The organism is Streptomyces graminofaciens, from assembly GCF_030294945.1.
Taxonomy (GTDB): domain Bacteria; phylum Actinomycetota; class Actinomycetes; order Streptomycetales; family Streptomycetaceae; genus Streptomyces; species Streptomyces graminofaciens.
Map to the genome: position 1 here is coordinate 3,815,685 of NZ_AP018448.1, position 18,597 is coordinate 3,834,281.

The following is an 18,597-nucleotide window of genomic DNA, read 5'->3' on the forward strand; positions in this document are numbered from 1 at the left end:
GAATTGATCCCTTTTGCAGGACGATGGTACGGGCCATCTCATGACCACGATCGGCAGCCGAGGGAGAACCGTTCCATGCACTTCGAGGTATGGGCACCGCTGGCCGAGCGCGTGACACTGCATTGCGCGGGCACCCCGTACGCGCTGGCGCGCGATCCGGCGCGTTCGGGTTGGTGGACGGGCGAGGCCGAGGCGACGGACGGCACGCGCTACGGGTTCTCGGTGGACGACGGCTCCGTGCTGCCCGATCCGCGCTCGCGCCGCCAGCCGGACGGCCCGGACGGGCCGAGCGCGGTCGTGGACCACGAGCGGTACGCGTGGCGGGTGCCGTGGGCGGGGCGCGGGCTGCCGGGCGCGGTGCTGTACGAGCTCCACGTGGGCACGTACACGCCCGAGGGCACGCTGGACGCGGCCGCCGGGCGGCTCGCGCATCTCGTCGAACTGGGCGTCACCCACGTGCAGTTGATGCCGCTGTGCCCGTTCCCGGGCGTGCACGGCTGGGGGTACGAGGGTGTCTCGCTGTGGGCCGTGCACGAGCCGTACGGCGGTCCCGAGGCGCTGAAGCGGTTCGTGGACGCGGCGCACGAGCTGGGCCTCGGGGTCGTGCTCGACGTGGTCCACAACCACCTTGGCCCGTCCGGCAACTACCTCCCTGCCTTCGGCCCGTACTTCACGGAGACCCACCACACGCCCTGGGGCGCCGCCGTGAACCTGGACGCGCCCGGCTCGGACGAGGTGCGGGCGTACTTCCTGGGCAGCGCGCTGGCGTGGCTGCGGGACTACCGGCTCGACGGGCTGCGGCTGGACGCGGTGCACGCGCTGCGGGACACGCGCGCGTGCCACTTCCTGGAGGAGCTGTCGACGGCCGTGGACGCGCTCGGGGCCGAGGTTGAGCGCCCGTTGTTCCTGATCGCGGAGTCCGACCTCAACGACCCCCGTCTCATCACTGCGCGCGAGGAGGGCGGCCTCGGGCTGCACGCGCAGTGGAACGACGACTTCCACCACACGCTGCGCACGACCCTGACGGGCGAGGCACATGGCTACTACGAGGACTTCGCGCGGGCCGGGCTGTCCGGTCTCGCGAAGACCCTGACGGGCGGCTTCTTCCACGACGGTACGTACTCGTCGTTCCGGGGCCGCGGTCACGGCCGGCCCCTGGACCGTACGCGCGTCCCGGCGCACCGGCTGCTGGGCTACGCCCAGACCCACGACCAGATCGGCAACCGTGCCCAGGGCGACCGGCTTGCCGCGTCCCTCTCCCCCGGGCTGCTGGCCTGTGCGGCGGCACTGGTGCTGACCGGGCCGTTCACGCCGATGCTCTTCATGGGCGAGGAGTGGGCGGCGTCCACGCCCTGGCAGTTCTTCACCGACCACACCGATCCGGAACTGGCGGAGGCGGTACGGCGGGGAAGGCGGCGGGAGTTCGCGGCGCACGGGTGGGCGGAGGAGGACGTGCCGGACCCGCAGGACCCGGCGACGCGTGACCGGTCCTGCCTGGACTGGTCCGAGCCGGAGCGGGAGCCCCACGCGCGCGTGCTGGCCTGGTACCGCGACCTCATCGCGCTGCGCCACACCCAGCCCGACCTCACGGACCCGGACCTCGAGGACATCAAGGTCGCGTACGACGAGGGCGGCCGGTGGTTCGCCTTCCGGCGGGGTGACGTACGGGTGGCCGTGAACCTCGGCAAGGAGCCGGCCTCGATTCCGCTCGGGGTGCCACGGGCGCGGGTACTGGCGGCGTGGGAGCCGGTGGGGGTGCCGGGGGTGGACGGGGTGGTGAGTGTGCCCGGGGAGTCCTGTGTGGTGCTGACGGTGGGGTGAGCACTCGGTTGGCTGTGGCTGGGCCCTCGGAGCGAGGCAGCGTGGTCGCGCCCCGTAAGGGGCGCGGGGAACCGCGCGATCAGCCACGTCCCACCGCAGTCGCCCCACGACTCGCGCCTCCGAGCCATGAGGCGACCCCGCCCCGCAGGGCGCTCACGCGTCTTCGTCCCGAATGTCCGTCACCCGCTCAAGGAGAATCGGCTCCCAGCTCCGCCGCAGGCGGTCCCGCAGCACCGGAAGCGGAGCGTCACCGCGGCCCTGGAGCCCCTCGGAGAGGTGGACGACCGTGTCGCAGCGGGCCAGCCAGAGGCCTCGTAGGCAGGGGCGGGCGCCGTACCCGGCGAGGGTGGCGGCGCGCACGGCGGCCGGCGAGCCGACCGCGGCGGCGAGGCCCGCGATGTCCTCGGCCGGGTCGCCGATCGCCGTGTCGGTCCAGCCGAGCACCCCGCGTACCCGGCCGTCGGCGCTCACCACCAGGTGCTCGCCGGTGAGGCCGTGGTGGACGAGGACAGGGGGGGACGCGACGAGTTGGCCCGCTGTCGCCGCGCTGAGCTGGCCGAGCCGGGCGGGCACGAACTCGTCGGCCTCGCCGAGGTGCCGGGCGGCCCGCCCGGCGGCCGTGCGCAGCGCCTCCAGGGAGCGCGGGGCCAGCCGTGGCACACCGAGCGTCTCGGCCTGCCGCAGCGGCACCTCGCGCAGGCCGGTGAGCAGTGCCGCGAGGTCGGCCTCGCCCACCGCCGACACTTCGTGCTCCTCGGCGGTGCCGCCGGACAGCCTGGTGTCGAGGGTGTAGGCGAGGCCGCCCGACCAGTCGCCCTGCGCCACGCTCACCGGGACGGCGACGCCGAGGTGCGGGCGGACCAGGTCGCGCAGCCGCAGCTCGCGCCGTCGGCGTACGGCGGTGTCCCGGTCCTGGGCGAGGCGCAGCACATGACGGCTGCCGACCCACCAGGTGGAGTGCGTGCCGCCCTCGGCGACGGGCTGTACCTCCGGTCCCGCGCCGCGTTTCGAGTCGCCGTTCTTCAGGAGGGAACGGACCAGTTGGCGGACGGTGTCCGCGGTGGGTGTCGGTGCCTGGGTCATGGTCGCGCCGTTGTCGTCCGGAGTTCGAAATGCGGGCTGTGGGCTCCTGTGTGGTCGGTCAGTCCACTATCGCCATGGTGCGCGGTGTGTCGTTGAGGCGGCGGCCGCCGTCCTCGGTGACCGTCACGATGTCCTCGATGCGTACGCCGAAGCGTCCGGGGAGATAGATGCCGGGCTCGACGGAGAAGCACATCCCGGGCACGAGGGGCAGTTCCTCGCCCTCGACCATGTACGGCGGTTCGTGCGTGGTGACGCCGATGCCGTGCCCGGTGCGGTGGATGAACCGGTCGCCGTACCCGGCCTCGGTGATGACGGCGCGGGCGGCCCGGTCGACGTCCTGGCAGGCGGCGCCCGGCCGGACCGCGCGGAAGCCCGCCTCCTGGGCGGCGCGCACGATGTCGTGCACCTCGCGCTCCTCGGCGTCCGGTTCGCCGACGTGGACCGTGCGGGAGGTGTCGGAGCCGTAGCCGTCCTTGAGGCCGCCGAAGTCGAGGACGACCATGTCGCCGCGCTCGATGACGCGCTCGCCCGCCTCGTGGTGCGGGTTGGCGCCGTTGGGGCCGGAGGCGACGATGGTGAAGTCGACCTGGGAGTGCCCGAACCGCCGCAGCAGCCCGGCGAGATCGGCGGCGACCTCCGTCTCCCTGCGCCCGGCGAAGGGGACCTGCCGGATCTCCTCGTACGCGCGGTCGGCGGCCGCGCCGGCCGCCGCCATCCGCTCCAGTTCCGCCGCGTCCTTGACGGCCCGCAGCATGGGCAGGGCCTCGGTCAGGGACACGTACGCCGTGTCCGGCAGCCGCTTCTGCAGGCCGAGGAGGTGCATCGCCCAGGCGTTGTCGCTGACGCCGTAGCGACCCTGCCGGCCGAGGAGGGGGACGGCCGCCTCGTACGGGTCCTTGCCGTCGGTCCAGTCGCGCAGGGTGAGGGCGGGGCCGCCGGGCGACTCCTCGGCGTCCGGCGCCTCCAGGGCGGGCACGACCAGCACCGGGTCCTCGCCGTCGCGCAGCACCAGCATCGTGAGCCGCTCGGTCTCCGGGGGCCGGTGGCCCGTCAGCCACACCAGATCGGGGCCGGGCGCCACCAGGACCCCGTCGAGCCCGGCCTCCGCGGCGGCTCGCGCCGCGCGCAGCATCCGGGCCCGGTAGTCGTCGGCTGTGAAGGGTGCGGTCCCGTCGCCGGTCGTGCCGGTCATCCATGCCTCCGTGTGCTCGGAGTTCCCCAGAAGTCGAGGCCTGCCCGGCCCCACGGGGAGCATCCTGCCCCTCCGCCGCAGCGCACGCGAGCCGATTGTGCCGTGGCGTCAGAGACAAAGGAGAAGCGACGTCAGCTCTCCAGGGCGAGGCGCGCGCCGAGGAGCAGCAGGACGCCCCCGGAGACCTGCTCCAGACGTCGGCGCACCCCGGCCCGGGAGAGCACCGCCTTCATCCGGCCGACGAACCACACGTACAGGCCGTAGTAGCCGATCTCGAAGACCGCCCACAGCGCGGCGAGGCCGACCATGGTGGGCAGATGGGGCGCGCCCTCGGGCACGAACTGCGGCAGGAACGACATGGCGAAGATCGCCGCCTTGGGGTTGGCGAGGTTGAGCAGCAGCCCGCCCCGGTACGAGGCCCAGCCGCTCTTCCCGACCGCCTCGTCCATGCCCTCCGGCTGCCCGTCGGCACGGCGCGCCTGCCACAGAGTCTGTACTCCGAAGACGACCAGCACCACCGCGCCGACGATCCGCATGACGTCGTACGCCAGCTCCGACGCGGCGAGCAGCGCGGTGAGGCCGAACGCGGCGACGAGGCCCCAGACGAAGACGCCCGTCTCGTTGCCGAGGACCGTCAGGAAGCCGGAGCGCCTGCTGCGCAGGGACTCCTTGATGATCAGCACGGTGCTGGGGCCGGGCGAGGCGGCGATCAGGGTGCAGGCGCCGAGGAAGGCGAGGAGGGTGCTCAGCATCCGGCCATGGTCGCCCGCGTGTGCGTGCACCGCCAACGCCTTTCGGCGGGGTTAATGGCTCATTCATCCACAACCATTACCACTAATGGTTAGATGCTCTCCATCCATTCATCCGCGTCACGGTCATTCCCGTCACGCGAACGGCGAAGAGGAGGCGTACGTCGATGCTCGTACTCGCGCACATCAGCGATCTGCATCTGGACGGCACCGAGCGGGCGACGCGGCGGGCGGAGCGGGTGCGGGATCTGCTGTGGGGGCTGCCGGGGCCGGTGGACGCGCTGCTGGTGACCGGGGACATCGCGGACCACGGCACGGAGGCCGAGTACGAGGAGGCGGCGCGCCTTCTCGGGCTGCGCGGGGCGGGGGCGCCCTTCCCGGTGCTCACCTGCCCGGGCAACCACGACAGCCGGGGGCCCTACCGCAAGGCGCTGCTCGGGGTACCGGCGGCCGAGGGGCCCGTCAACAGCGCGCAGGTCTTCGACGACGCGGCCGTACTGATGTGTGACTCCAGCGTTCCGGGGCGGGACGAGGGCGAGCTGGACGCGGGCACGTACGCCTGGATCGAGGAGACGCTCGACGAGCTGGGTGGCGAACTGCCGGTGCTGCTCGCCTTCCACCACCCGCCGGTGGCGCTGCACCACCCCCTGCCGGACGCCTACCGACTGGGCCGGCCCGCCGCGCTCGCCGCTCTGCTGGAGCGCAGGCCGGAGATCGCGGGGCTGATCACCGGGCATGCGCACACCCCCGCCGCGACCACGTTCGCCGGGCGCCCGCTGGCCGTCGGGCCCGGGGTGACGTGGACGCTGCGGCTGCCCTGGGAGGGCGAGCAGGTCGCGGACCGTGAGGCACCGCCCGGGCTGGCGTTCCATGTGCTGGACGACGAGGGGCGGCTGACGAGTCACTTCAGGGTGGTCCCGTAGGGGGCTTGGTGGCGTCTTGGTTCAGAGGTCTGGTCTTGGTTCAGGGGCCTTGCTTCAGAGGTCTTGCTTCAGAGGACGACGCCCGGGATCGCGGTCAGCCGCTGCCGCGAGCCGTTCGCGTGTCGTACGGCGAGTGCGACCGCTCTGCCCGGACGCGCCGCGGCCACGACCCGGGCGAGATCGGCGGCCGAGCCGACGCGGGTGCCGTCGAGGGCGAGGACGGCATCGCCGCGAACCAACCCGGCCGTGTAGCCGGGGCCGGGGACATGGACGCCCACGACGAGCGCGCCCCCGCCTCCGGGGGCGTCGACGACCTCGACGCCGAGGGCGGGCCGGCCGACCGGCCGGGTGTCCGCCCGGAACGGCCTGGTGGCCTCCGGGCCCGAACTCCCCCTACTCAGCGGCGACTTGGAGACGCTCGGCGCGGCCTGGGGCCGTGCGCGCAGCTCCGCCGACTTGCTCATGGCGATCACGGTGGCGCCCATGGTGCCGAGTCCGACGCCCGACAGGACCAGGATCGCGCCGACCGACAGGGCGAACAGCAGGGCCGTCAGCCGCTGCCGGGCCCGGCGAGGTGCGGCGTGCGGGCGCCGGGAGGTGCTGGGCGGGCGACCGCCGGGCTCCGGCTCCTGGCCGGGCTTGGGATCCTGGCCGGGCTTGGGCTTGGGCTTGGGTCGCAACGCGGTCTGTTTCATGGTTCGCCTCCGCCGGGAGGCCTACGGTTCGCCTCCGGCAGGACAGCTACCCGGCGCACGACGGCGCGACGAGCCACGAAAGAGTGAGACTGACACCCCGTCAAGGGATCACGCGCCCTCGGGCCCGGCGGCGGTCAGCTGCCGTGCCAGCACCGCCGCCGCTCCGCGCAGCGCGCCGCCGGACAGCAGCTCGGTGCGGTGCACGACGCGTGGTTCCACGAGCGGGACGGCCGCCACGCCCGGGACGCCCGTGGCGAAACCGCGCGGCAGTACGGTCAGACCGTGCCCGGCGGCGGCGAGGGTGGTGAGCGTGCGCAGGTCGGTGCCCTCGTAGCGCAGGGCGGTGCGGACGGCGCCGGTACCGCTCGTGGCGCGTAGACGGTCCAGCGGGAGGCCCGCGCCTGGGGCGTCCAGCCAGCGGGCGTCGACGAGATCGGCGAGCCGGAGTCCGGGGCGCCGGGCGAGCGGATGGCCTTCGGGGAGCAGGACGCAGACGGGTTCCTCGCCGACGCCGCAGGTGTTCAGCGGTGCCACGTCGGGCAGCCGCAGCGGATCGCTGGGCGCGGCCAGACCGTCGACCAGGCCGAGGTCCGCCGCGCCGGTGGCGACGGCCACGGGGATGTCGTCGCGGGCCAGCGCCCGCAGTGTCACACCGGCCGCGGGCAGCGCGGCGAGCACGCGGGGGCCGAGCGCCGTCGGTGTCGCCGCGAGCGTCAGCCCGTGCTCGGGCGCCGACGCCATCCGTACGACGTCCGCGCGGGCCGCGTCGAGCCGCAGCAGCAGGGGGCCCGCGTGCTCCAGCAGCCGTTCGCCGGCGGTGGTGGGCGTGACCGGGCGGCGGGTCAGGAGTGCGGCGCCCAGGTCCTGTTCCAGGGCGGCGATGTGCTGGGACACCGCGGACTGGGTGTAGCCCAGCTCGCGCGCCGCCTCCGAGAAGGACGCGAGCCGGGCCACGGTGACGTACGTACGCAGCAGATGCGGATCCATGGCGACCAGCATCCCCCACTCCATCAGCATCCCTTATCGATAGTGCAGAAATCATCGTTGGACGTGAACCTGGGCCCGCGCCCAGGATGACGGCATGACGAAGAACTCAAGCCAGCCCGCCGGGGCGGCCCGGACCGCCCGTCTCGCCCTCGTCGGCGACCGCTCCCCCGACGTCGTCTCCCACAGCCGGGTCCCGCTCCTCCTGGAGGCGCTCGCCGAGCGGGACCGGCTCGTGCTGGATGCCTACTGGATCCCCTCCGAGGACGCCGCGGCCGACCCGGCGGCCGTGCGCGGCTTCGACGCGGTGTGGGTGCTGCCCGGCAGCCCGTACCGCAGCGAGGCCGGTGTCCTCGCCGCGATCCGCACCGCCCGCGAGGAGGGCATCCCGTTCCTCGGCACGTGCGGTGGTTTCCAGCACGCGCTCCTGGAATACGCCCGCCATGTGTGCGGTCTGGCTCAGGTCGCGCACGCCGAGAACGACCCCGACGCCGAGGACTTCCTGATCGAGCCGCTCGCCTGCTCCCTGGTCGGCCACGAGGCGGCGGTCGTCATCGAGCCCGGTTCGCTGGCACAGTCGGTGACGGGCGCCGAGCGGACGGTCGAGCGGTACTTCTGCGCGTACGGCCCGACCCGGCACCTGGACACCCTGCGCGCGCACGGGCTGCGCTTCTCGGGGCACGACGAGGACGGGCACGTGCGGATCGCCGAGCTGCCCGGCCATCCCTTCTTCCTGGCCACGCTCTTCCAGCCCGAGCTGTCCGGCGACGGCAGCCGCCCGCACGCCGTGGTCCGGGCGCTGGCCCGGGCCGCGGTCGAGCACGCGACCCGGGCGGCACGTCAGCCCGTGTGACCCCCGTGACCTGCGCCGTGACCTGCGCCGTGGACATGGGTCAGCGACCAGGCGGGCAGGGCGGCGACGTTCTTGTCGGGGGCGGCGCCGTCACGGCCTGGTTCGGCCTCCTCGCCGGTCGTCCAGCCGGCCCTCTCGATGGCCCTCTCGATGGTGTCGGTCATGGCCGGGTGCCCATCGGGGTCAGGGAGCGGCCGAAGGGCTGGGCGGGGATCCGGTCGGGCAGGAAGCCGTGGGTGCGGCCGGCCAGGTACTCGGCCTTGTAGCGGTCCACCGTGCGGTGCCAGTGGAGGATGCCCGCCATCCAGTTCTGCAGGTCGAGGACGTACCCCCGCATGATCGCGCGCGCCTCCTCCGACAACTCGAAGTCGTCGTAGACCACCGGCAGTTCATTGGCGATGACGTGCTCGAACTGGCGCATGCGCTGGGTCATCAGGTCGTGGATCACGCCGAGCGCGGTCGGGTAGTCGCAGCCGAAGAAGTTCTGCACGACAAGGATCGCGTTGTGGACCTCGCCCTCGTACTCGATCTCCTTCTGGTACGAGAAGACGTCGTTGATGAGGCACGCGTAGTCGATGGCCGCGTTCTCCAGTGAGCGGACCGGGCCGCTGCGGTAGACCTCCGGCGGGATCTTCGGGCCGTGGCCCATCCGGCACATGCTGAGGGTCATGTCGGAGCCGAAGGTGGCGCGGCGCATCTCCAGGTAGTCGACCGGGTCGGGGACGCGGTGCTGGAGCTGGTTGACCAGCTCCCACACCCAGCTCTCGGTCATCTTGTCGACCGAGTCCTTCAGGGGGCGCCGTTCGGCGGGGGTCATCCCCGCCGTCGTGCGCGCCCAGAGATCGATCAGTCCGCGCTCCATGGCGTTGAGCGGGACGGGGACCTCCTCGCCGTCGAGCGGCATGCAGTCCGACAGCCGTGACGTGATCAGTTTGGCGGCGGCCAGGTCGCGGCGGTGGCCGAAGACGAGGGGGTAGTAGTCGTCGCCGTAGGTGCCCCAGGCCAGCCACTGGGAGCTGAGGTCGAGGGCCTCGGGTGTCGCGTCCGGGTCGAGGCCGGCGGAGCAGAGCGGGAGGTCGGCGGCGGCGAGCTTCGCCTCGTCCCAGACGCCCTCGCTGAGCATGCCGACGGTGTGCATCCAGCCGGTGAGGCGGTGGCGGGCGCCGTCCAGGTGCGGGCTCAGCTGGACCTCGAACGGCATGTAGAAGTCGGGAAGTTGCGAGGGGCCGACCTTCTGGTAAGGGCGGTGGGTGTGGGAGCGCAGTCGCTCGGCCGCGGCGGCCGCGAACATGGCCCCCACGTGCGCGGCGGACGTGCCGAACCCGGGCCTGCCCACCAGCGCCGGGCCGGAGAGTACCGCGCCGCCGAGGTCGAGCGGGCCGCGTGCGGAGGCGGCGCCCTCGTTCATGTAGCGGCTCGACCGCATGTGCCACTCGTGGCCCCCGGACTGCCAGTCCTGGAGCCCCTTCGTGTACGCGGCGACGGCCGCGAGCTCGGCCGGGCTGAGGCCGTGCTCCAGGGCCAGCGTGGGCACTTCGGTGAGCGCCGTGTGCTCGAACTGGTGCAGGCGCGAGGTCAGGATGTCGTTGACCGTCTCGGCCGCCTGCTGGGTGCCGCAGCCGAAGAAGGTCTCCAGGACGAGTACGCCATTGCTGTTCTCGCCCTCGTCCTCGACCTCCCGCTGGTACGAGAACAGGTCGTTGCGCAGATGGACGGCGTCCGAGAACGTCTCCATCAGTACGCGCAGCGGCCTCGACTCGGCGACGGACGCCGGGACCTCCGCGGTCGCGTACTCGACCAGACCGGCGGACCAGGGGGCGCCGCCCACCTTCCTGCGCATCTCGATGTACTCGACCGGGTTGGCGATCCGGCCCTCGTTGATGTTGGCCAGCTCCCAGAGGGACTCGTTGAGGAGGTGCTCGGTGGCCACCGCGAAACGCCGGCGCCAGTCGTCCGACATCGACGGCACCGTGCGCGCCCAGAGGTCGGCGAGGCCCGCCTCCACCGGGTTCTGCGGCTCCGGTACGGGCGTCGAGAGGTCCAGCGGCATGAAGAGCGGGAGGCGGTCGAGGTGGGCCTTGCCCGCGGCGCGGTCCTGGGTTCGCTTGAACAGCTCCAGGAAGTGGTCGTCGAAGAAGAAGACCCACACGTACCAGTCGGTGATGAGGGAGAGGGCCGGGCCGTCGCAGTCGGGGTGGGTGTAGGCGCACAGCAGGCCGTAGTCGTGCGCCTCCAGGTCCTTCTGGTCCCAGACTCCGGAGCCCTCCAGCATGCCCATCTCGCGGGCCCACCGGGTGGAGTGGGTCCTGGCCTCTTCGAGGTGGGGGTTGAGGCGTGCGGGATATGGCATGTAGAAGTGCGGGAGTTCGAACGGCTGCGTCATGGCCGGGCCCTACCCGGGGGCTTCGGCGGGCATCCGTCGAGGCACACATGATCACACCATCGCGTGAATCCGGGTCGTTGCTCGCGCGGTTCCCCGCGCCCCTCACGGGGCGCGGCCCGTCAGGGCCTCACCTGGATCAGCGCGTGGGTTCCACTCGTGCGCCAGCGTCGGCCCTCCGCCTTCACCAGGGCGTCCTCGGTCTTCTCGGCCAGGCCCACGATCACGTCGGACTTGAGGGTGCGCAGGGCGGCCACCGGGCCGGGGAAGTACGCCGTCGTCGAGGCGAAGGGTGTGGTGGGCGGCCGGAGGCGGTCGCCCACCAGGCGGCGGTAGTTGAGGTCGCCCTTCAGCACGGTCAGGTCGGCCGACGCGAACTCCTCGCGGAGGTCGTCCGGCATGTCCGCGTAGGGCAGGGGGGCGCAGGAGAAGGGGTGGGCGCGCAGGGCGAGGCGGCCGTCGGACAGGGCGGACCACAGGCGGTGCCCGGCGGCGGCCTCGGCCGCGACCAGGTGACGTACGGCATCGAGGGTGTCGGCGGTCGTGGCGTCGGAGACGAAGTACGGGTACGGCTTGAGGTGCAGTACGGCGCGGTCGATCAGGCCGTGGGCGAGGAGGTGGTCGATGAGGAGGAGGTCGGGGATCAGTTCGCGGCCCGCGTTGTCGGCGACCAGGCAGAGGACATCGGCGCCGAGGAGCAGTGAGGTGAGCTGCTCGGTGTCGTCCGCGACGAGTTGGGAGGCGGTTTCCGTCTCCTCGGCGGACTGGATGCGGAAGCCGAGGTCCGCGCGGTTGCCCCAGAGCGAGCCGTGCAGCAGGGCCCTCAGCTGCTCGCGCGGCGGCTGTTCCGCGAGGGCGTCGAGGGCGGTCAGTTCGGCGGCCGCCTCGGGGGTGTCGAGTTCGGCGAGTTTGAAGGGGCGGAACGGGTCGACGCCCTGCCAGGGGCCGGGGCGGAAGTAGCCGACCGCGTGGAGGAGTCGGCGGTAGAAGCAGCTCTCGGCGGCGAGGAAGGGGAGGTCGAACCAGGAGCGGCCGGCGTACCGCCGTACGTCCCAGGTGTCCCACCACTCGTCGTCGTCCGGCGGTTCGACGACGCCGTCGACCGCGCTCTTCAGCAGCTCCTCCAGCGCGCGGCGCTGTTCGGGGCCGTAGGGGAAGGCGCCCTGGACCTTGCGGATGAGGGCGGGGTGTCGTTCGGCGAGCACGCTGTGCGGGAAGGAGTGCGGGTCGGTGCCGCGGATCACGGGTGCGTCAGACATGGTCGGGGGTTCCTCCGGGACCGATGGCGGGCAGCCCGGGAGGCAGGGCCACGTCCTTGTCCTTCTCCTCCAGCTGCTCGGCGAAGCCGGCCTCGGTCCAGATGTACTTCTTGAACTGCTCCGGCGTCAGCAGACCCTGCCATGGGCTGCCGCCGGGGAAGAACACCGACGCGCAGGACGGGCAGTAGGACGCCGTCCGCCACAGCCGGTCGGTGCGGGCCTTGCCCGCCGAGGTGAGGGAACGGTCGCGTGCCTCGCCGCGGATCACGACGATCGTGCCGACGAACAACAGGATCGCCAGCAGGGAGCCGCCGATCGTGTAGAGGGGTTTGTCGCTGCGGACGCCCTCGTAGGCGAGGGCCGCGCCGATGAAGGTCAGCACCATGCCCTCGACGAAGTGCGTCACGCTGTCGGATCGTGACGCCGCGCCCGGTGACCTCGCGAGCCGGTCGGTCAGCCCCGAGCTCCGGGACTCCGGGTCGGCGCAGGTCTCCGCCACCGTTCGAGCCGCCGCGCCGCCGCAACCCGGGCATATCACCGCTACCGGCCCCTCGGCCTTCTGTGTAGACATGCGCATACGCTAACGGCCGGCCGATGCACGCTCGCATCGGCCGGCCGCCGGCAGTGGGGGGTGGCGGTCGGTGGGACTGCCTTCAGTTCGTCACCGGTGGGACCGGATCAGAAGGTCAGCTTCCAGCTGTTGAGGGTGCCCGTGTCCGAGGCGGCGACGTCCTGGACGCGGAGCTTCCAGGTGCCGTTCGCGGTCTCGCTGGACGCGTTCACCGAGTACGTGGTGTTCACGTTGTCGGCGGAGTCCGAGGAGCTGGAGGCCTTCAGACGGTAGGTCGAGCCGTCGGGGGCCACCAGGTCCAGGACCAGGTCACCGCGGTAGGTGTGGGTGATGTCCACGCCGACCTGGAGGGTCGAGGGCGCGTTGCCGGAGCGGCCGGTGACGGAGATCGAGGACTCGATCGCCGAGCCGTTGTCCGGGATGGAGACGGCCGTGGTGTTGGTGAAGGTGGTGCCCCCCGTGGAGCCGCCGGAGCCGCTCACCGCCTGCACCGTCTTGGCCGCGTCCGCGAGGCCCGCGCCGCAGCCGCCGGAGCAGGAGCCGGGCAGCGCACGGGCGTTGGACTTGATGGCCGACTCGATCTGGGCCGGGGTCAGCGAGGAGTTCGCCGACTTCATCAGCGCGACCAGGCCCGCGATGTGCGGGGTGGCCATGCTGGTGCCCTGGTAGTAGTCGTACGACTCCGAGGTCGGCGTCTTCGCGCCCGCGTTCAGCGTGGACAGGATGCCGTTCGCGGTGCCGGTGCTGGTCTGGCCTCCGGGAGCCGCGATGTCGACGAGGGAACCGAAGTTGGAGTACGAGGCCCTGGCGCCGGAGCGGTTGGTCGCCGCAACGGAGATGACGTTGTTGCAGTTGCCCGGCGAGTGGTTGGCCACGTTGTCGTTCTCGTTGCCCGCGGCCACGACGACGGTCGTACCGCGGTTCACGGCGGCGGTGATGGCGCTCTGAGTCGCGGAGGTGCAGGCGCCGTCGCCGCCGAGGCTCATGTTGATGACCTTGGCGACGTTGGTGTTGGCCGGGACGCCGGAGACGCTGCCACCGGACGCCCAGGTGATGGCGTCGATGATGTCGGAGTCGTAGCCGCCGCACTTGCCGAGGACGCGCAGGGGCGAGATCTTCGCGCCGTACGCGATACCCGCGATGCCCTTGCTGTTGTTGGTGACCGCGGCGATGGTGCCGGCGACGTGCGTGCCGTGCCACGAGGAGTCGCTGGCCGGGATGCCGGAACCGCAGTCGTTGGCGTTGTACCAGTCGCCCGGGTCGGCCGGGTTGCTGTCACGACCGTTGCCGTCGACGGAGACCGCGGTGTCGGCGATGAAGTCGTAGCCACCGACGATGTTCGCGGCGAGGTCGCTGTGGGTGACGTAGCCGGTGTCGATGACGGCGACCGTCACACCGCTGCCGGTGGCGACGTCCCAGGCACCCGGCACGCGCATGCCCGCGGTGGACTCGAACAGGTCCCACTGCTTGCTGTACTCGGTGTCGTTCGGGTCGGCCTTCGGCTTGTTCAGGCGGTCCGGCACGACGTAGGCGACCTGCGGGTCGGCCTTGTACTGGGCGATGACGTCGGCGACGTCCGTCTTGGTGACCTTCTCGCCCAAGTCGACGAGGGCGGCACCGGTGCCGAGCCTGCGCTGGAAGTCCAGGTTCTCCCCGGCCTTCTCGCCCTTGGCCTCGGCGTCGGCGGAGGCGGCCTTGTTCGACTTGGCCTCGGCGGCGCCGGACTTGTAGCCGACGATCAGGCGCTCGGCGGGCGTGCCGGGGGCGGCCTCGGTAACACCGGCGAGAGCGGGGGCGGTGTCGGCCTTGGCGGTCGGGGTCTCGGCGACGGCGACGGAGGTGGTCATGCCCGCCACCAGGGCGACGGAGACCGCGGCGACGGATATCAGCTTCCGTCCGGCGGTACGAGAAGGGGAGATACGCAAGGGCTTGCCTTTCGTGGCCTGCTCATGTCAGGGGAGGAGCGGCGGTGAAACGCTTCGTCGTCGAAGCGGCGGGGGGGTCCAGAAAGGGATGGCGCGAAGGCCGGCCAGGCGCAAGCCGCTCACCAGGGGTTACCTGTGGTTCGGCTGTGCCAGCACATTAGGCAAAGCGCTGGTCATGGGGATACGGGGAAAACCCTCGATCGGTGAGGGAACTCCCCCACGACACAGGGGAGTCGGCCCCGCATGTTCCCCTTCGCCCGGATTGCGGAGGAGCTGCTACCGGGGGGCGAGTGGCTGGATTCGGCCGGTCGAACGAAGGAAGAGGGGTTCGTGTGCCGGGGTCCGCCGGGGCTCCCTCGCCGGCGCCGTACGCCAGAGAGCATGGCGCTCCCCACCCCGCACGACAGCGCCGTACGCCATTGAACGCGGCTCTCCCCACCACCTACGACAGCACCTTGCGCCATTGAACGCGGCTCTCCCCACCACCTACGACAGCACCTTGCGCCATTGAACGCGGCTCTCCCCCGCCCCGTACGACTCGGTGCACCGCTAGGCCGTGTCTCACCGGATGGATCGGACGTTTCGGATGGACCGCTTGTCCGCACACCGCACCTTCTCCGCGCATCGAGCCGCGGCGACGGTCGCGACCGTCGCCCTCGCGGCCCCTCTGCTGCTGACGGCCGCCGCCCCGGCGTGGTCGCACGGGGCGCCGACGGATCCGGTGAGCCGGGTGTCGGCCTGCTCGCCCGAGGGCGGGAGCCCGGCGAAGTCGGCCGCGTGCAAGGCGGCGGTCGCCGCGAACGGCGCCCCCTTCACCGCGTGGGACAACCTCCGGGTCGCCGGGGTGAACGGCCGCGACCGGCAGGTGGTCCCCGACGGACAGCTGTGCAGCGGCGGGCTCGCGGCCTACAAGGGGCTGGACCTGGCCCGTGGCGACTGGCCCTCGACGCGGCTGAAGCCGGGCGCCACGCTCGAACTGACGTACCGCTCGACGATCCCGCACACCGGGAGCTTCAAGCTCTATCTGACGAAGCCGGGGTACGACCCGGCCGAGCCGCTGAAGTGGTCCGATCTGGCGGACAAGCCGTTCGCGACGGTCACGGACCCGCCGCTGGAGAACGGCTCGTACCACTTCTCGGCGAAGCTTCCGTCGGACCGGTCGGGGCATCACGTGCTCTACACGATCTGGCAGAACACCAGCACGGTCGACACGTACTACTCGTGCTCGGACGTGGTGTTCCCGGCCGCGAAGCAGGGTGACGCGCAGGGCGACTCGCAGGCCGGTTCGGGGAACGGCTCGCAGGACGACTCCGGTGACGCCAAGAAGAGTTCGGGCGAGTCCTCCGTCGAGGGATCCTCCTCGGCGGAGGGCTCGTCCGGGACGGCACCGGCCACGAAGACCCCGTCCGCCGACGGGGCCACCGCGTCCACCGTCGGCACCCAAGCCGACGGCGCCCGGGCGACCGTGCCGGGCAGCCCGGTGGCGTCGACGTCCGACGGCACCGGGCTGTCCGTACCTCTGCTGGCGGGCGGCGCCGCGGCCCTGGTGCTCACCGCGGGTACCGCCCTGGCCCTTCGCCGACGGGGGCGCCGCTCCCGCTCCCACTGAGGTGGGCGCGGGAGTCCGCGGCGTACCCCGCCGGGCAGGCCCTAGTTGACGAAGACCGTCGCGCCGCCCTGGGTGGTGTCGGCGACCGGTGCGTACTTCGCCGTGAAGTAGCCGGTGGCGAAGCACAGGGACGAGCCGGAGGTCTTCGTGAAGGCCTGGTTGGTGAAGTTGATGCTGTTGTCGGTGTTGCTCGCGGTGCCGGAGATGCTGGACGCCTGGTAGACGCAGTTGATGGTGCCCAGCAGGGTGCGCAGGACGACGGTGGTCTGCAGGACCGAGTCGGCCGCCGGCGTGACGGTGACCACGCCCTCCGAGGTCACGGTGGTGGTGTACGGCAGGTTGTTGACCGTGACGCCGGTGACGCCGAGGACGCCGACCACGTTGCTGGTGCAGTTGCCGAAGGTGTGGGCCGTGACCGACTCGGTGGCCGTGCCGGGCGCCGCCGGGTTGTCCTCGACCGACGCGACGAAGGTCGACGCGGCACAGGAGACACCGCTCGTGCCGGTCGCGCTGGAACGGAACGTGGCGGCGGTGCCGGACGCGAGGGACGCGCTCAGCACGTCGCCCTGCACGACGGCGTCACCGGCGAGGCCGCCGGTGGTCAGGACGGTGTCGGCGGCGGACGCCGGGCTGACGGCCGACACCAGGAGGGCTGCGGTGGTTCCGGCCAGGGCAAGCAGGGATCGCGTACGCATGGGGGTGCCTCTTCTCAGGAAGTGAGCTGCGGGATCACAGCGAAAGCCGTGCGGGGACACGGCCATGCCGTGCGGGGACGCCGCCGGACCGTGACGCCTTCTCCGTACGTCACGGGCCGACAGCGACAACGCGGGCTTCCGGCACGGCCCAGTGGAGGGGAAGGCGACCGTGCCGGTACCGCGGAAGTACCGCGCAGCGCGTTTCGGGAATGCCACCACTCCGCGTCGCACGACGGGTCGAAGGACGGGTCGGACGTCAGGGAGCTCGGGACGGTGACGGGCGCTGCGCGAAGGATCCGGCGCCACGGATCCACGGGTGAAACCCGGATGAGTTGTAGACCTGAGTGAGCGTCAACGTCAAGGCATTGAAAGGAAGTTGAGCGATCACCGGAACACCGGTGCGGGCCGGGGAGCAGGCGGAATCAGCGGCTGGGGACGGTAAAACCAAAGGTGAGAGATGTTCATGTTTCACAAGTGACCCACATCCAACATCCTTTGCCCACACGTGCCTTGACCCTTGAATGTAACCCCCGGTAACTTCCGAATGGCTACTGCGACGTAGCGATCAGTCCTCGCACCCGACGGGGGTGCTCGGCCTTGCGTCGCAACCGCTGTCCGCGCCAGGACAACGCGCCGTAGAAGCCCCATCTGCAATGACAGGAAAGTCCAGGGAGCACACATGGCCTCGTCCTCGGACGCCGCGGCGTCCACCAACGAAAGACCCGAAGGTCCCCAAGTGTCGGAAAGACGCGGGCGGGTTCGTCTCAAGCGCGCCGCCGTGATGGCGGTGCCGGCCACGGCGATCGCCGCCGGCCTCATGATCGCGACCGCGCAGGGCGCCCTGGGCGTCCAGTTCGCGATCTCCGGCATGCCGTTCGTGGTCACCGCCGACAAGCTGGAGGGCGAGGGCTTCGCCCAGTTCGGCGCGCTGGACCACATGATCGAGAACAGCCCCAACGAGGGCGACACCGGCGGGCAGGTGCTGGTCGTCACCTCGGTGGTGAAGAAGGGTGAGCTGACCTCGCTCTGCCAGAGCGTGGACCTCGGCGGCATCCAGCTCGTCCTCACCGCCGGCGGCGAGGGCACCCCGGTGAGCGTGAAGAACCTGGCGATCGACTCCGACGAGATCAAGGGCGACGCCTCGTTCAACGACATCGAGATCGGCCGCGACTCCAGCACCTTCAACATGGTCGACCAGCAGGGCCCGGAGGGTGTCTACGGCCAGCAGGCGAAAAAGGTCACCATCACCGATCTCTACCAGCACAACTACGCCGCCACGGCCGCCGTCTTCAAGCTCCCCGACCTGCACATGCGGTTCGACAGCGACGGTTGCCCGCGATGAGTCGCTTCCGGGAGTGGCGGGGTCACAGGCCCTTCGCGGGCGGGCTGCTGCTCACCCTGGGTGGCGCCGAGATCCTGGTGACCATGAAGGCGCCGCTGCCGGTCATCCTGCACATCGGCATGCAGGGGCTGGCGGGCTACCTCCTGCCCACGCTGATGCTGACCTGCGGTCTGCTGATCCTGTTCAACCCCGCCCAGCGGCTGTTCTACTCGGTCATCGGCATCCTGCTCTCGCTGGGCACCTGGCTGACGTCCAACCTGGGCGGCTTCGTCATCGGCCTCCTGATGGGCGCCATCGGCAGCACGCTGACCTTCGGCTGGCTCCCGGACCAGGAACCCCGGCGCAACCGCAAGGACCGCGCCCGTGAGCGGGCGGAGCAGCAGCAGGAGCAGAAGCACCAGTCGTACGAACTGCCCGCCTAGAAGTACGCGGCTGGGCACACGGCCGGCCGTACCGTCACGGGTACGACCGTTCCGCGCCGTACGCAGGTACGTGCGTGCCGTACGCACGTGGACG

The 18,597-nt window shown here is 71.7% G+C and carries 17 protein-coding genes; 6 read left to right on the forward strand and 11 right to left on the reverse strand.

Annotated features, from left to right (window positions below):
* The first annotated feature begins 75 nt into the window (after positions 1-75).
* Positions 76-1,821, forward strand: coding sequence for a malto-oligosyltrehalose trehalohydrolase (gene treZ, locus SGFS_RS16325; RefSeq protein ID WP_286251023.1), 1,746 nt, complete (start codon positions 76-78; stop codon positions 1,819-1,821).
* 153 nt (positions 1,822-1,974) lie between these two features.
* Here treZ and SGFS_RS16330 read toward each other — a convergent pair whose 3' ends face one another.
* From SGFS_RS16330 to SGFS_RS16340, 3 genes are all read right to left on the reverse strand, one after another.
* A complete protein-coding gene (locus SGFS_RS16330; protein WP_286251026.1) occupies positions 1,975-2,904 on the reverse strand; it encodes an aminoglycoside phosphotransferase family protein in 930 nt (309 codons plus the stop codon).
* 58 nt (positions 2,905-2,962) lie between these two features.
* Positions 2,963-4,096 carry an aminopeptidase P family protein gene (locus SGFS_RS16335; protein ID WP_286251027.1) on the reverse strand — a complete coding sequence of 378 codons (1,134 nt, stop codon included), beginning with the start codon at positions 4,094-4,096 and terminating at the stop codon, positions 2,963-2,965.
* Positions 4,097-4,227: 131 nt separating this feature from the next.
* Complete coding sequence (locus SGFS_RS16340) at positions 4,228-4,848, reverse strand: LysE family translocator (protein WP_286251029.1); 621 nt, start codon at positions 4,846-4,848, stop codon at positions 4,228-4,230.
* A 164-nt stretch (positions 4,849-5,012) separates the two neighbouring features.
* On the opposite strand from SGFS_RS16340, the gene SGFS_RS16345 reads away from it, so the two are divergent.
* Entirely contained in the window at positions 5,013-5,768 is a 756-nt protein-coding gene (locus SGFS_RS16345; RefSeq protein WP_286251031.1) for a phosphodiesterase, read from the forward strand.
* Between the two features lie 68 nt (positions 5,769-5,836).
* On the opposite strand, the gene SGFS_RS16350 is transcribed toward SGFS_RS16345, so the two are convergent.
* Positions 5,837-6,463, reverse strand: a complete 627-nt coding sequence (locus tag SGFS_RS16350) for a PDZ domain-containing protein (RefSeq protein ID WP_286251033.1) — start codon at positions 6,461-6,463, stop codon at positions 5,837-5,839.
* A gap of 108 nt (positions 6,464-6,571) precedes the next feature.
* Positions 6,572-7,450 (reverse strand): LysR family transcriptional regulator, encoded by an 879-nt coding sequence (locus tag SGFS_RS16355; RefSeq protein ID WP_286259949.1) that lies wholly within the window; start codon positions 7,448-7,450, stop codon positions 6,572-6,574.
* Positions 7,451-7,544: 94 nt separating this feature from the next.
* Between SGFS_RS16355 and SGFS_RS16360 the strand changes: the two genes are divergently transcribed.
* Entirely contained in the window at positions 7,545-8,300 is a 756-nt protein-coding gene (locus tag SGFS_RS16360) for a CTP synthase C-terminal region-related (seleno)protein (RefSeq protein ID WP_286251034.1), read from the forward strand.
* Here SGFS_RS16360 and SGFS_RS16365 read toward each other — a convergent pair.
* From SGFS_RS16365 to SGFS_RS16385, 5 genes are all read right to left on the reverse strand, one after another.
* Complete coding sequence (locus SGFS_RS16365; RefSeq protein WP_286251035.1) at positions 8,288-8,464, reverse strand: hypothetical protein; 177 nt, start codon at positions 8,462-8,464, stop codon at positions 8,288-8,290. The genes SGFS_RS16360 and SGFS_RS16365 overlap by 13 nt on opposite strands.
* Complete coding sequence (cyc2, locus tag SGFS_RS16370) at positions 8,461-10,683, reverse strand: germacradienol/geosmin synthase Cyc2 (RefSeq protein WP_286251036.1); 2,223 nt, start codon at positions 10,681-10,683, stop codon at positions 8,461-8,463. The genes SGFS_RS16365 and cyc2 overlap by 4 nt, the downstream gene beginning before the upstream one ends.
* A gap of 119 nt (positions 10,684-10,802) precedes the next feature.
* Positions 10,803-11,939, reverse strand: a complete 1,137-nt coding sequence (locus tag SGFS_RS16375) for a damage-control phosphatase ARMT1 family protein (RefSeq protein ID WP_286251037.1) — start codon at positions 11,937-11,939, stop codon at positions 10,803-10,805.
* Positions 11,932-12,510 (reverse strand): hypothetical protein, encoded by a 579-nt coding sequence (locus SGFS_RS16380; protein ID WP_350284001.1) that lies wholly within the window; start codon positions 12,508-12,510, stop codon positions 11,932-11,934. The genes SGFS_RS16375 and SGFS_RS16380 overlap by 8 nt, the downstream gene beginning before the upstream one ends.
* A 107-nt stretch (positions 12,511-12,617) precedes the next feature.
* On the reverse strand, positions 12,618-14,435 hold the full coding sequence (locus tag SGFS_RS16385; RefSeq protein WP_286251039.1) for a S8 family peptidase: 1,818 nt from the start codon (positions 14,433-14,435) through the stop codon (positions 12,618-12,620).
* 586 nt (positions 14,436-15,021) lie between these two features.
* On the opposite strand from SGFS_RS16385, the gene SGFS_RS16390 reads away from it, so the two are divergent.
* A complete protein-coding gene (locus SGFS_RS16390) occupies positions 15,022-16,044 on the forward strand; it encodes a lytic polysaccharide monooxygenase (RefSeq protein WP_286251040.1) in 1,023 nt (340 codons plus the stop codon).
* Positions 16,045-16,085: 41 nt separating this feature from the next.
* Here the strand turns inward: SGFS_RS16390 and SGFS_RS16395 are convergent, their stop codons facing one another.
* Positions 16,086-16,739, reverse strand: a complete 654-nt coding sequence (locus SGFS_RS16395) for a Tat pathway signal sequence domain protein (RefSeq protein WP_286251041.1) — start codon at positions 16,737-16,739, stop codon at positions 16,086-16,088.
* Positions 16,740-17,418: 679 nt separating this feature from the next.
* On the opposite strand from SGFS_RS16395, the gene SGFS_RS16400 reads away from it, so the two are divergent.
* Together SGFS_RS16400 and SGFS_RS16405 are read left to right on the forward strand one after the other, a co-directional pair.
* Positions 17,419-18,081 (forward strand): DUF6230 family protein, encoded by a 663-nt coding sequence (locus tag SGFS_RS16400; RefSeq protein ID WP_286251043.1) that lies wholly within the window; start codon positions 17,419-17,421, stop codon positions 18,079-18,081.
* Positions 18,078-18,503: a DUF6114 domain-containing protein gene (locus SGFS_RS16405; protein ID WP_286251044.1), complete on the forward strand. Its 426-nt coding sequence runs from the start codon at positions 18,078-18,080 to the stop codon at positions 18,501-18,503. The genes SGFS_RS16400 and SGFS_RS16405 overlap by 4 nt, the downstream gene beginning before the upstream one ends.
* Positions 18,504-18,597: the final 94 nt, after the last annotated feature.